This window comes from Mucilaginibacter robiniae (assembly GCF_012849215.1).
Classification (GTDB): domain Bacteria; phylum Bacteroidota; class Bacteroidia; order Sphingobacteriales; family Sphingobacteriaceae; genus Mucilaginibacter; species Mucilaginibacter robiniae.
This window is the reverse complement of the sequence record NZ_CP051682.1, coordinates 1,029,474-1,042,977: the sequence shown is the minus strand read 5'-3', so window position 1 is coordinate 1,042,977 and position 13,504 is coordinate 1,029,474. Positions and strand designations below refer to the sequence as shown.

Below are 13,504 nucleotides of genomic sequence, written 5' to 3'. Positions count from 1 at the left end.
GATAGCGGCTGTTTCCATGAGCTCGTGCAAAAAAAATTTTCAGGAAATCAACACTAATCCTAACACCAGCGATCATGCCTTGCCACAGGCGTTATTGGCTCCGGCTATTACGAACGTAGTGTCGGCTAATATGAGCCGTAGCCGTACCATTACTAATGAACTTATGCAGGTAACCATTGATCAGGGTGATACCGAAGGTAAAATATTCAGGTATGATATTTTGCCTTCACAAGCCGACTATTTATGGAACAGCTGGTATTTGCAACTACCTAATTTCAATGATGTGTACACTGGCGGAGTGGCTACCTTAAGTCCAACTTATCAGGGTATCGCACTTATTTGCCAGGCTTGGGTGTTTTCCATGTTAACAGACACTTACGGCGATGTGCCTTACTTCAATGCCAGCCAGGCCAAAGATGGCAACTTCACACCTGCGTTTGATAAGCAGAAAGATATTTATACCGATATTTTCAACAAACTGGAGCAAGCCAACAAATTATTAACCGGCAGTGCTAATGTACTATCCTCAAGTGACCCGATTTACCAGGGTAATGCAGCTAACTGGCGCAAGTTTGGAAATTCATTATATCTGCGCTTGCTACTTCGTGTATCAGCAAAAGCGGAGATGAATGCCCCGGCTAAAATCAAACAAATGGTGGATACTAGCCCGTCTACTTATCCGATCATGACCAGTAATGCTGAATCAGCTATATTAAAATGGACAGGTACAGCTCCTTATGTATCTCCTTTTGCTACCCTACGTAATGCCGACTGGTACACGCCTAAGTTAACCAGCTTTTTTGTGGATAATTTGAATGACTGGAGCGATCCGCGCATTGGTAAGTGGGCTACCCAATATCAGGGCGATTATGCAGGTATTCCAAGCGGATATCCGGTAGGGCAGGCACCCGAAGGCAAATCAACCCTGCCTACTTCATTGCAGCCTGAAGCTTTGTTAGGTAATATCTTAAATTATCCCGAGTTGCAATTTGCTCTGGCCGAAGCAGCCGCTAAAGGCTGGATTACTTCTAAATCGGCACAAAGCTACTACGAAACAGGAGCCACTAATGCCATTACCTTGTGGGGCTATACGCCACCTACCGGATACCTGGGCTTTCAGCTGATTAAGTGGAACGATAGTTATTCTTTAGAACAGAAAATGGAACTTATTCACCTGCAAAAATACTACACACTGTTTTTTACGGATCTGGAATCTTGGTTTGAGTATCGCCGTACCGGACACCCTTATTTACCTAAGGGAGCAGGTTTAAGGAACAATGGTATAATGCCGGCTCGTTTAAATTACCCAGTTTACATACAATCAACCAATGCGGTAAACTACAACGCCGCTGTAGCCTTGCAAGGACCAGATGTAATCAGCACACAGGTATGGTGGCAAAAACCATAATTACCAACATTTTGAATAACTTTTTATGAAAACAAAAATATACCCAATCCTATTGGTGTTGCTACTGGCAGTAATTAGTGCGTGTAAAAAACATGATTTTGCCGAAGGTGCTTTAAGTCCAATTATAGCCGTAAGCGATATGCGTAGTTTGTACAAAGGCACCGATGTAACCTTAACAAAGGAAAACATGCAGGGGGCTCATCAAATTGTAGGCATCGTAATTTCTAACCCAGATTCAGGCAACGTACCGCAGGGTATTGTTGTGTTGCAAAACTTCAGAAGACAAGTAATACGTGGAATTTCTATTCCGTTGGGCGACAAAGCGGCTAGCTATCATTCTGGTGATTCGCTGATGATTGATGTGGAAGGTGCTGTATTAAAAAAAGTAAGTGGCGCTATGCAACTTACCGGCTTAACAGAAGCTAATATTCATAAAATATCATCGGCCAATACGGTTACTGTACAAGCGGTATCCAGCTATACTATTAAAAGTAATCCTGATTCTTATGAAAATACTTTGGTGCAAATCAAATCAGCAACAGTATCACCTGCACCTAAAGTTGGTGATACTGTTGCGGGTGAAAGATACCTGGTAAATGGTGCGGATAGTGTTGTGTTACATACCGAAGCTGCAGCAAGTTTTGCTAAGGCGGCTTTACCTAGCAGCGCTACCTTTGCTGGCATTTTGTTAGTTAATCAGGATGCAACAGGCAATGCTATTTTACAGGTGTGGCCACGTACGGGTGCCGATATCACCAACAAAACGGTACCGATTGATCCGACTGATTTGGGTAAAGCTCCGGTAGTTATTACCGGCTATATCAACGATACTAAAGGTGCCGATGGTAATTATGAGTACTTCCAGTTCAGAGCTACCCGCACCATTGATTTTTCAAAAACGCCCATGGCGGTAGTAACCTGTACTAATGCGGGCACGGCAACCCCTAACGCTGGCGATGCGCCTGGTGCCGGATGGGCAACCGGCGGTGGCCGAACTTACAAGTTTAATCTGACCACAGGTGTAGTAAACAAAGGCGACTTCTTTTATGTAGGCGGTAGCAACAAAAAAATTAACGGGCCTAATACAACAGATATTAGCTCAGCTAAGTGGATACGATCTATCGCTTACGTAACTAATGATGGTGACGGCTTTGGTAGCATGAGCTCCGGTTTATTGCCGAATAGTGGTAACGCTGGTGGTATTGCCATATTTGCCGGTACCAGTGTTACTGAAGCTTCGATACCAGTTGATGTGGTGTTTTTTGGTGGCACAGGAGCAACTACCATTTACAATGCTACAACCAATAAAGGTTATCGCATACCCGACAATGATCATTATCATCCGGTTGACCCAACTACTAATGGAGCACAGCCGTTCGCTTACCAGGGTTCCAATACCTATGTAATTCCACATAGTACGCCTGCAGATGCCGGTATCTTTGTAAAACTGGGTGGGGCCTTTGATGCCACTACAAAAAACTGGACTACAGCCAGAAAATATACTTTTTTAACCCTTTCATCTACATCAGCGTTGACTGATATTGAAACAGGGAGCGATGTGACTACTGTAAAATAAAGTTATACATCGCGCAATCAGATATATTCACAAAGCCGTGAAGCCAATGCCCTAAGGTGCTGGCTTTACGGCTTTGTGGTATTTATTGCATTTGTAAAAATTATACTACTGTATAGTAAAGGAGTAAAGGTTAACCTGGTTATAACAATTCCGTAACATGTACTTTCCACTTTTACCGATACGCTGCTCATTACCCAAGTGCACGATTTATCATGAGAATAAACATTGGTACGTTTATAATAGCTGTTTTGGCAAGCATAACCATGCAGGCGCAAACTGTTGCTCCTAAAACCAGCTATGCTATACCAGCAAGCGAGGCTGCACAGCCTTTTTTATTTTCGGTAAACACTTTAACTGCAAGTGCACCGTTTTGGAACCTGAACTATTCGGGAAGTTGCGGAGAGCGCGTTGCCGGGCCATTTGGTTATGATGGTACTACCCAGCAATTTGCTTTGAAAGGATATATGGGTGATCGGTTTACCTTGTATGCCAATGCTGCATTGGGGTTTTCACGTTCAGGAAATGCTGCCAGCGCACAGCAAGCTGAGGTCATGCGTGATTTTATTGGTGGCAAACAGATTTTCGGTCCTCGTGTAGGTTTAAGTTTTGGGGTAAGCCGAGATTGGTCGAATGTAAAAGCTATTTTTAGCCGCATTACTACCTCTTTTGATGCTGCTTCGTGGCGCTTTATTGGCAATGCACGTTTTGAAAAAGCATTTGCCAGCAATCGGGACGATATTGATTTAGTAAGTAGCATAGGCTTCCATCATCGGTTGGTGGGTACGCTATATGGCGGGTTAGAGGCGGTGGGTGAAGACCTGGAAGGCTTTTGGGAAGCTGACGAGGCAGAAGGTGGCGCTAAGTTGTTGATTGGCCCGTCGTTAAATCTGGTGCCGGCTTATTCCAGGTTCTCTTTTTCCGTTTGTGGCGGACCTGTATTTTATGCTACCCACAGCCAGGTAGTACCTTCCGACGCTATCCGCGATGTGGGTACACCGGCTGCACAAAACGGATTTACTTTAAGAGCGGCAGTTAATTTTAATCTGCATTAAACAGTGTTAAAGCACTACATTAGAAAAGGTTTATGAAAGTTTACAGAATATCTATTATCCTAATAGGGCTTATTATTAACTGCCATGTGTTTGCACAGCTACCTGGTAAGCAAAAGCAAACCGGGCAGGTACTGCTACCCAATGGCTGGAAGCTTAGCCCGGCTGGAAGGTCGTTGCCTTTAGGCGATTTGCCATTGAACTTGCAGCTAAGTCCATCGGGCAAGTTGCTAGCTGTTACCAACAATGGGCAGAGCACGCAATCCATTCAGCTAATTGATCCGCAACATGAAAAAGTACTGGATGAAAAAGAAATTGGCAAAGCGTGGTATGGTTTAGCCTTTAGCCATGATGAAAAGCACTTATATGCCTCTGGGGGCAATGATAACTGCATTTTAGATTATGATTTAAGAAATAATAAGCTCAAAAATCCTGATACTATAAGCTTAGGGTTGCCCTGGCCTCAAAACAAAATATGTCCAACCGGTATAGCTATCACTCATGATGATAGCCGTTTGTACACGGTTACTAAAGAGGATAGTAGCATTTATATTATTGACCTGCCAGCACGTAAAGTTCTGAATAAAATTCAGTTGCCTACTATAGCTTACAGCTGTGTTTTGTCTCCTGATGAGCAAACTTTATATGTATCGTTATGGGGAGGTAATCAGGTAATCGTATTGAATACTTCATCACAAGAGATTACTTCTGCGGTTAATGTAGGGAGCCATCCTAACGAACTGTTGTTGAACAAAAAAGGTTTGTTGTTATACGTAGCTAATGCAAATGACAATTCGGTTTCTATTATCAATACAGCTACGAATAAGGTGATCGAAACTTTGTCAACCACTTTGTATCCTACAGTACTTACCGGCTCAACCACAAACGGGCTAGCGCTGTCAGCTAATGAAAAAACACTTTATATTGCCAATGCCGATAATAATTGCTTGGCTGTTTTTGATGTATCACAAGTTGGCAACAGTAAAAGTCAGGGTTTTATTCCCGTAGGATGGTATCCAACCAACGTGAAGGTATTAGGTAATAAAATTATGGTTAGTAATGGAAAAGGAATGTCTTCGTTACCTAATCCTGAAGGACCACAACCTATATCGAAAGCCGATAATAGTGGCTACCAGACAGGCAGTACAGCCAACAACCGTTTGCAATATATTGCTGGTTTGTTTAAAGGGTCGTTATCCTTTATTGATGCGCCTAACGCCGATCAGTTGAAAGACTACACGAAACAGGTTTATGCCAATACCCCATTTAATGACCGGAAAGCTGCCCAGGCAGAAGGCGAGGCGGGTAATCCCATACCCCGTCGGCAGGGGGAGAAATCACCCATCAAGCATGTGTTTTACATTATCAAAGAAAATCGTACTTACGATCAGGTGCTTGGAGATATGAAAAAAGGCAATGGCGATAAATCCTTATGCTTGTTTGGCGATGAAGTAACACCAAATCATCATGCTATAGCAAATGAGTTTGTGCTGATGGATAACTTTTATGTAAATGCTGAAGTAAGTGCCGACGGGCATAACTGGAGCATGGCCGCCTACGCTACGGATGTGGTAGAGAAAACTTGGCCTACCAGTTATGGCAAGCGTGGTGGTACAACTGACTTTGAAGGAGGCCGTAAGGCTACCTACCCGCGAGATGGATTTATTTGGGATTACTGTAAGCGGGCTGGTGTAACTTACCGTAGCTATGGTGAGTTTGCTGATTATGGTAAAGCCCATTTAAAATCACTGCAAGGCCATGTATGTGCCCAATCGCCGGGCTTTGATCTGGATATCAAAGATCAGGTGAGGGTAGATGCCTGGCAGCATGATTTTGATTCGTTGGTGAATGTTAATGCTGTTCCGCAGTTCAGCACCTTACGTATCTCTAACGATCATACCAGCGGACAAAGAAAAGGTAAGTACACCCCAACTGCTGCAGTAGCTGATAATGATTTGGCTATCGGGCGTATTCTGGAACACTTGGCGCAGAGCCCTGTATGGAAAGAAACAGTGGTGTTCATTTTAGAAGATGATGCGCAGAATGGTCCCGATCATATAGATGCTCACCGTTCGCCGGTATTTGTAGCAGGCCCTTATGTAAAGCGCAATGCCGTAGTACATAGCATGTACTCTACATCAGGCGTACTCAGAACCATTGAGTTGATACTGGGTTTGCCCCCTATGAGCCAGTATGATGCTGCAGCACTACCACTATATGAGTGCTTTACCAGCAAAGCCGATTATACGCCGTACAAATGCAAGCCAGCGCGAATAGATTTGGATTTCCGCAACGTGGCTGTTAACAAAAGTAGTAAGCGTTCAGAATTGTTTAATTTCAATAAAGAGGATGCAGCGCCTGATTTAGATTTAAATGAGGTGATCTGGAAATCGGTTAAGGGCGAAAGTTCAGTAATGCCAGCTCCTAAGCGCAGTGCATTTGTGTTATTGGAAAAGAAGAAAAAAGATGATGACGATTAATAGCTATACACTTTTAAACACCAGTACAATTTCTTCTAACAGTATGGTTCAGGATTAAGCCTTTATTTAAATTATTTCTGATTTCCGGCAGTGGTGTTTAGATATATCTCTGCCGGAAATTAAGTGAGTTAAGCTGATTTATATTCTGCGGAAAGCTCGTTAATTAGCCTGGTGATAATTTGCTCTGTTGTACCCCGGCTGGCTCTTCCGGCAGATTGACCTGCCCACATGGCAATCATATCTTTTAATTGATGTTGTTGTGCGTAGGTTCTGATGGGCCCTATCAGTTGGTTTTGGAAAGTATAGTAGGGAATAGAAAGCCCTTTTGCTTCCATTCGTCGCATAAATTCATTGTGTATGCCCCGCGCCCATCGACCAGAAAAAGCCTGTGTAAGTATTGTAGAAGTCTCTTGAGATTGAAGCACCGCCTTTTTATAGGTTTCGCTGGCAGCACTTTCATCGGCTGTAATAAACAAACTACCTACCTGTACACCCGATGCACCCAGTGTAAAAGCAGCTTTTATAGTTCGTGCATCATAAATGCCGCCCGCCGCCAATAATGGTAAGCTTACTTGATCGGCTACTTGGGGTAAAAGCGATAATAAGCCTACCTGTGGTACAGGTTCGTTAATCAAGAAGGTGCCCCGGTGCCCACCGGCTTCTAAACCTTGTACGGTAATAATATCAATGCCATCTTGCATCAGTTGTTGTGCTTCTGCAACGCTGGTTGCCGTACCAATCAGGATGGTGCCTTTGTTTTTAAAAGCAGTTATAGTATCGCTATTTAACTGCCCGAATGTAAAACTTACTACCTTGATATCTTCATCAAGCAATACTTGAAACAAATCCTCATAGTAGTAAAACTGAAAGCTGTCTACATCTTTCCGCTCAAACGGAATGCTATATTCTTGGCACAGCTCGGCAAGAAAGTTTTGCATAAGGTCCAGCTCTTCTTTATTTACAGTTTCGGCAGGAGGATGAGCAAATAGGTTAACAGCAAAGGAATGTCTGGTTAAAGATTTGGTAGTTTTAATAAGTTCCAATGTACGTTCGGGTGATAACCCGCCTACGGGTAATGAACCCAACGCGCCAGTATTAGCAACAGCCGCCACCATAGCAGGTGTGGTAACCCCCAGCATAGGAGCCTGTACAATTGGGTAGCTGATATTGAGCAAACGTTTTAAATTTTCCATAGGTAATCTGTATGAAGCACAAGTTCGGTTCTTTTCATGACATTAAGTATATTCAGTATAGGTAATGTATGGCTAAGTACATTGAAAAGCAGTAGAGGGTTATAACACTATGCCTTAAAAAGGTCGTTATTGCTTATGCGGGAATGTCTGGTTGATACTTTCTAATAATTATCATTGAACATAGGCAAAAAAGCCTCAACTATCTGCATAAAGGTATTGATTTACATATACTTTATATTTTAACTGCGGCCAAGCTCAATTTAAGTTGATTTTGGTCGCTGTTTAAAATAAGATAGGTTGTTTGTTGTTGAAGGAGGCATAGTGGTCAGCTAAATCTATTGAAGAAGAAGTGTTACTTTTGCAGAATAAACGATAGAAATACTTGCGCAACAATACTCTAAATAGAATTACTTATTTTTCGGATAAATCGGTAAATGATATTCCCTTACCTGAGCGCTTTACTTTTCCTTTTTATTACGAACCGCATCCGTTAACAAAGATAGCTGCTGCCGAACTACAAGATTATCTGGAAAGCCAAACTGATCTTGATCATAACTTCGGCCTTGTCAGCAATCAGGAAGGAATAGTTATCGGGAAGATGTTCGGTGTTTTGGTGGTGCAGGACATGAAAGGAAAATTAGGTTATCTAACAGCTTTCTCGGGCAAGCTGGCTGGCTCAAATGATCATCCTAGGTTTGTTCCGCCAGTGTTTGATATGCTGGTTGAAAATAGCTTTTTCCTTAAAGAGCAAGAGGTCATCAGTGCCATCAACACGCAGTTAGAAAAGATAGAGGCAGACGAAAACTACAGGCGTCTTAAGCTTGATTTTGAACAACTTTCGGTTCAATCCTTAAAGGAAATATCAGCTTTTAAAAAACAATTAAAAAGTAATAAAAACAACCGAAAGAAGCTCCGTGAAGAGCAGAAGAATAACATGGGGCACTCTGAATATGCTCAGTTTGAGGCCTATCTGATTAAACATAGTTTGCACGATAAACACCAGCTTAATGTTTTAACTAACCAGTGGGCTCAACTTTTAGAAGAAACGCAAGTACAATTAGTGCAAGTTGAAGCCAGCATAGAAGCATTAAAGGATGAGCGAAAACAAAGATCTGCCGCATTACAGAAGCAACTTTTTGAGCAATATGTATTTTTAAATAAAGAAGGTAAAAGCAAAAGTTTACAAGAAATTTTTAGTGTAACCGCTTTTGGTAAACCCCCAGCAGGGGCGGGCGAATGTGCAACGCCCAAGCTGTTGCAATTTGCATTTGCTAATGGGTATAAGCCGCTGGCTATGGCCGAATTTTGGTGGGGAGAGTCACCTAAATCTGAGATCAGGAAGCATAAACAATTTTACCCGGCCTGTACCGGTAAATGCAAACCTATTTTGGGGCATATGCTGGAAGGTATGCTTGTGGATGAAAATCCATTTTTACAAAATCCGGCAGAAAACTGCAGGTTGGAAGTTGTTTATGAAGATGAATGTTTAGTGTTAGTCAACAAACCTGCTGGTTTACGTTCTGTTCCGGGTATTGATATTCAAGATTCGGTATATATCAGGCTGAAATATGCATGGAAAAATATTGAGCCGCTTATTATTCATCGGCTGGATATGGGTACTTCAGGATTGTTAATAGTAGCTAAAACCCCGGAAGTACACAAGCATATTCAAAGGCAGTTTCTGCAACGTACCGTAAGTAAACGTTACACCGCACTACTTTCTAAAATATTAGATCAGGAAGAAGGAGAAGTTAAGCTTCCTTTACGGACTGATTTATATAACCGTCCACGACAACTGGTTTGTTTTGAACACGGAAAAAATAGTATCACGAAGTGGAAAGTAGTTGAAAGGAATGAAGGTATAATCAAAATTCACTTTTGGCCACTTACAGGCAGAACACATCAGTTGCGTATGCACTCGGCACATGAGCTAGGACTTAATGCACCAATTGTTGGAGATGATCTTTATGGTACGCCTTCTGAGCGGTTGTACCTGCATGCTGCCCAGATTGAATTTGTGCACCCCAAAACCAAAGAAAGAATCAGCTTTGAAGTCGTGGAAAACTTTTAATAGTTGACCTGTTTTACTGGCCAGTAACTACCACACCCTTTAGCTGTAACAAGGTAAGCTCCAGTATTACGTTATCTATTTGAATGGCTTTTATGGGTATAACAACTATTTGCATAGTGTTGACCACATTCGAGAAACTAGGTACTGAGCCTTTGATTTTTAAATGTTCTAGTAGAGATGTTGTTAGGGGTATTTAGTACCTTAATAGTTACATCTGTACTTTACTTATAAATGAACCATCGTTACTAATGAGCAAACAAGCTTTCTTGAAGCTGTGATGTGAGAATTTTGCTGGCCGATGAACCTTGTTTTAGAGAGGAGATTATGGTCAGAAATCATTAGCATTCAATTGGAATTCAAGCCTAATTGATATCGTGCATTCTATTTTTTAGTATAAGATATGCAGTAGTAATTTAAAATCATACAGGTTTTAAAGCATTACTTGAACATACTGTATTTGGGTATTTTGACCGAATTGTATATGAAGAAGGCACATGTATTCTTATAAGTGGAGAAGAGTGTAAGTCAAAGTAACAGAAGCAGTGAGCTATAAGAACCAACATTACCATACTGTGATTTTTATAATACAATTTGCTCCCCCAACAAGTTGAGTAAAGCAGAGCTTTTTTACAGGTTAAAGTTGATTTTGTGTGCTCTATTATTAAATATAGCTTCGCGTACAAGGAGTCACATTTACATAATAATATTATAACTTTATGATAAATGTAGGCTGTTTGTTATAGCCAGTTGCAAGTTGAGAAAAACTAAAAAGAGCTAGACATATAAATTAATGTGCCTTCTTTATTCTTAAAAGGAGAGTGTCTGAAAATAAGAACTTTAAAGAATAAATTATTGCTTATAAAATAATGATAAAAGTATCTTTTATCTTTTTTATGCGTACAAGTAGCAATACAAATAAGCTTTAGTAAGGTTTGTTTAATTATAAAAACGTTTAGTATTTCTCTTATTGCAATTCTTAGCCTAAATGAAAATAATATTTTTTACCAATCAGCTAGCGGCTTTGCCTTTGCTGAGTTATTTTCATACTAAAGGGTGGCTCAAAGCTGTGATACATCCTCATAGACAAAAAGCTTCTGATTTCCAGATTGAAGATTTCTGCTGTTCTGCTGCTATCCCTTTTCACTATGTAGGAAAGGCTGAATTCCACGAATTGATTACAGATTTATTTGATGTAATAGCACCTGATCTGGCTGTTATGTTTGGCTTTTCTTACCATATACCGGAGTGTCTGTTTACACGTCCGCGCTTAGGCTTTTACAATATACATTTCAGTATGTTACCTGCTTATAGAGGGCCTAATCCTATTTTTTGGCAAATTAAGAACGGGGAAACTGTAGGTGGGGTAAGCATTCACCAGGTTGATAGCGGATGGGATACTGGGCCAATTGTTATGCAGCAGCAAGTATCCTTTATACCAGGCGAAACCTGGGGTATTTGCAATAGCAGACATAGTGCTGTTGCCTATAATTTAATGGTGCAACTGGCAGATCAGTTGCAGTACGGCCTACCGCTGCCGCAAATTAGTATTCCTGAGCAGCAGGCCACCTACTACAGCAAACCTGCGGTTGAAGAGTTCGCAATTGACTGGCAAACAAGCACAGCTACACAAATTGAAAATTTAGTGAATGCCTGTAATCCGAACGTGGGTGGAGCCATAGCTTCTTTAAAGCACCAGATGGTACGCATATTGGAAGTATCGCCAGTGGATGCTGTTGCCGATGCAGCAACCCCACCGGGTACCGTTGTGCATTCTGATCAGAGTGGCATGTATGTGTCTTGTGTAGATCGTAAAATATTACGCATCAATATATTGAAGCTTAATGAGGGCTTCATGACAGGCTTTAAGTTAGCCGCGTTGGGCATACAACCGGGCGACGTTTTCGAAAATGCCCGTCTTGTTTTAACTGCCAAAGAGCAAATTATTTAACCAATTATATAACAAAACTAATTCTAATTATCTATGGATGTTGAAGCTTATATTGGAGAAATCAGGATGTTTGCAGGTAATTATGCACCCGAAGGGTGGGCATTCTGTAATGGACAAATAATGTCTATTTCGAGTAACGATATTTTGTTTACTCTACTCGGCACAACTTATGGAGGGGATGGCGTGAGTACCTTTGCTCTGCCTGATTTACAAGGCCGTGTGCCGGTACACAATGGCACAGGTGTGGGTTTGAATCCTATCGCTTTGGGAGAAGCAGGCGGTGTAACATCAGTAAGCATTACTACAGCGAACGTGCCGCCCCATACACACCTTGTGAACGCTGCAAATGAAGCAGGAACAACGAGTACGCCGGGTTCTAACTTAATTTCTAATTCAGCAGGCCGGGCTGTGTATGTACAGGGTTCATCATCGCCGGATCTCTCGGCTATGAGTAGCCAATCAGTAAGCCCGGCAGGTGTGACTAACATCAATGAATCGATCATGCAGCCGTACCGGGCAATATCGTTCATCATTGCTTTGACTGGCGTATTCCCTACTAACAATAGCTAATTAAACCAACATTTAACAACATATTATCATGGGTGATAATTTTCTTGGTGAAATCAGAATATTTCCATACAACAAAATTCCAAGGGGTTGGGCTGCCTGCGATGGCACGATCATGCCTATACAAAATAATCAGGCATTATTTTCATTAATAACTGCCCAATTTGGCGGCGACGGAAGGGTGAATTTTGCCCTACCCGATTTACGCGGACGTGTTCCGTTGTGCGCAGGAGCGGTACCCAATACCAATTCGGCACTTACTTATACACAGGGTAACCCGGGTGGAGCCAACAGTACTACATTAACTATTAATAACATGCCAGCTCATTCACATAATGTTTATGTAGTAAATAATCCCGCAAATCAATCGGCTGTAGAAGGTAATTTCTTATCAGAGCCAGCTGGTTCTGATAACGAGTTTTTACCTGTTTCCAGTGTACAAGGTTCGTTAGTAGCTATGTCTTCAAGCATGATATCACCTTCCCCTGGGGGCGGCAACCCGGTAAGTAATATGCAACCTTACCGTGGCCTTGTGTTCGCTATTGCAGTAGTTGGTATTTACCCTCCGCAACCTTAATTAATGCTTAACCTAACTGTAAATATTAAAAAAGATACAAACTTTCTATGGATGCTTATATAGGAGAAATCAGAATATTTTGTGGAACATTTGCGCCTCGAGGATGGCAATTTTGCTGGGGGCAGCAAATGAATATCCAGCAAAATGCAGCATTGTATGCCGTTATTGGCTTTGTTTATGGTGGTAATGGACAAACCACTTTTAACTTACCTGATTTAAGGGGCAGTGTACCTCTAGGAACAGGCACAGGAGCTGGTTTGCCTACTTTTAACATTGGGGCAGCTGGTGGGAACACTAATTATACCCTATACAATGTTCCGGTTCACACCCACACCCTAAATGGAGCTAACGTGCCGGGTTCAGAAACTGATGTGGAAGGTAATCTACTCGGTAATAGCTCACCCAGGTCAAATACTTGGAAGTATTCTAATCAGGTACCATCTGCAACGCTGGCTCCAAATACTTTGAGCCCAGCTGGCAGCTCGCAGCCCACTCCGGTAAGCAATATGCAACCTTACCTAGCTATGAATTACATCATTTGTGTGTCAGACGGGATATTTCCTGTAAGGTCATAATTATTTGGCACAAAAAGCTATCGTTATGGCGGATAGCTTTTCGTGCTTTCTACTTATCCT

10 protein-coding genes are annotated in these 13,504 nt (G+C 41.8%); 9 read left to right on the top strand and 1 reads right to left on the bottom strand.

The window, feature by feature from the left end:
- Positions 1 to 16 precede the first annotated feature (16 nt).
- The 4 genes from HH214_RS04715 to HH214_RS04700 all read left to right on the top strand — a co-directional run bounded on the left by HH214_RS04715 (position 17) and on the right by HH214_RS04700 (position 6,513).
- Positions 17 to 1,408 carry a SusD/RagB family nutrient-binding outer membrane lipoprotein gene (locus tag HH214_RS04715; RefSeq protein ID WP_248282202.1) on the top strand — a complete coding sequence of 464 codons (1,392 nt, stop codon included), beginning with the start codon at positions 17 to 19 and terminating at the stop codon, positions 1,406 to 1,408.
- Positions 1,409 to 1,433: 25 nt separating this feature from the next.
- The gene (locus tag HH214_RS04710; protein WP_169606244.1) at positions 1,434 to 2,984 is read left to right on the top strand and encodes a DUF5689 domain-containing protein; all 1,551 of its coding nucleotides are present in this window, start codon (positions 1,434 to 1,436) and stop codon (positions 2,982 to 2,984) included.
- A 212-nt stretch (positions 2,985 to 3,196) separates the two neighbouring features.
- Positions 3,197 to 4,036 (top strand): hypothetical protein, encoded by an 840-nt coding sequence (locus HH214_RS04705; protein WP_211166307.1) that lies wholly within the window; start codon positions 3,197 to 3,199, stop codon positions 4,034 to 4,036.
- A 32-nt stretch (positions 4,037 to 4,068) separates the two neighbouring features.
- Positions 4,069 to 6,513 carry a bifunctional YncE family protein/alkaline phosphatase family protein gene (locus tag HH214_RS04700; protein WP_169606243.1) on the top strand — a complete coding sequence of 815 codons (2,445 nt, stop codon included), beginning with the start codon at positions 4,069 to 4,071 and terminating at the stop codon, positions 6,511 to 6,513.
- A 128-nt stretch (positions 6,514 to 6,641) separates the two neighbouring features.
- Here the strand turns inward: HH214_RS04700 and HH214_RS04695 are convergent, their stop codons facing one another.
- On the bottom strand, positions 6,642 to 7,706 hold the full coding sequence (locus tag HH214_RS04695) for an NAD(P)H-dependent flavin oxidoreductase (RefSeq protein ID WP_169606242.1): 1,065 nt from the start codon (positions 7,704 to 7,706) through the stop codon (positions 6,642 to 6,644).
- A gap of 382 nt (positions 7,707 to 8,088) precedes the next feature.
- Between HH214_RS04695 and HH214_RS04690 the strand changes: the two genes are divergently transcribed.
- The 5 genes from HH214_RS04690 (at position 8,089) to HH214_RS04670 (ending at position 13,444) form a co-directional block, all read left to right on the top strand.
- A complete protein-coding gene (locus HH214_RS04690; RefSeq protein ID WP_169606241.1) occupies positions 8,089 to 9,777 on the top strand; it encodes an RluA family pseudouridine synthase in 1,689 nt (562 codons plus the stop codon).
- A 985-nt stretch (positions 9,778 to 10,762) separates the two neighbouring features.
- Positions 10,763 to 11,725: a methionyl-tRNA formyltransferase gene (locus HH214_RS04685; RefSeq protein ID WP_169606240.1), complete on the top strand. Its 963-nt coding sequence runs from the start codon at positions 10,763 to 10,765 to the stop codon at positions 11,723 to 11,725.
- A 33-nt stretch (positions 11,726 to 11,758) separates the two neighbouring features.
- Entirely contained in the window at positions 11,759 to 12,295 is a 537-nt protein-coding gene (locus HH214_RS04680; protein ID WP_169606239.1) for a phage tail protein, read from the top strand.
- A gap of 28 nt (positions 12,296 to 12,323) precedes the next feature.
- Positions 12,324 to 12,869, top strand: a complete 546-nt coding sequence (locus HH214_RS04675) for a phage tail protein (RefSeq protein ID WP_169606238.1) — start codon at positions 12,324 to 12,326, stop codon at positions 12,867 to 12,869.
- Between the two features lie 47 nt (positions 12,870 to 12,916).
- Complete coding sequence (locus tag HH214_RS04670) at positions 12,917 to 13,444, top strand: phage tail protein (protein ID WP_169606237.1); 528 nt, start codon at positions 12,917 to 12,919, stop codon at positions 13,442 to 13,444.
- Positions 13,445 to 13,504 lie beyond the last annotated feature (60 nt).

Excerpts from the sequence above, each read along its gene's own strand:
- HH214_RS04710 (WP_169606244.1), top strand. The coding sequence starts at position 1,434 with ATGAAAACAAAAATATACCCAATCCTATTGGTGTTGCTACTGGCAGTA.
- HH214_RS04675 (WP_169606238.1), top strand. The coding sequence starts at position 12,324 with ATGGGTGATAATTTTCTTGGTGAAATCAGAATATTTCCATACAACAAA.
- HH214_RS04685 (WP_169606240.1), top strand. The coding sequence starts at position 10,763 with ATGAAAATAATATTTTTTACCAATCAGCTAGCGGCTTTGCCTTTGCTG.
- HH214_RS04705 (WP_211166307.1), top strand. The coding sequence starts at position 3,197 with ATGAGAATAAACATTGGTACGTTTATAATAGCTGTTTTGGCAAGCATA.
- HH214_RS04715 (WP_248282202.1), top strand. The coding sequence starts at position 17 with ATGAGCTCGTGCAAAAAAAATTTTCAGGAAATCAACACTAATCCTAAC.
- HH214_RS04700 (WP_169606243.1), top strand. The coding sequence starts at position 4,069 with ATGAAAGTTTACAGAATATCTATTATCCTAATAGGGCTTATTATTAAC.
- HH214_RS04680 (WP_169606239.1), top strand. The coding sequence starts at position 11,759 with ATGGATGTTGAAGCTTATATTGGAGAAATCAGGATGTTTGCAGGTAAT.
- HH214_RS04695 (WP_169606242.1), bottom strand. The coding sequence starts at position 7,706 with ATGGAAAATTTAAAACGTTTGCTCAATATCAGCTACCCAATTGTACAG.
- HH214_RS04670 (WP_169606237.1), top strand. The coding sequence starts at position 12,917 with ATGGATGCTTATATAGGAGAAATCAGAATATTTTGTGGAACATTTGCG.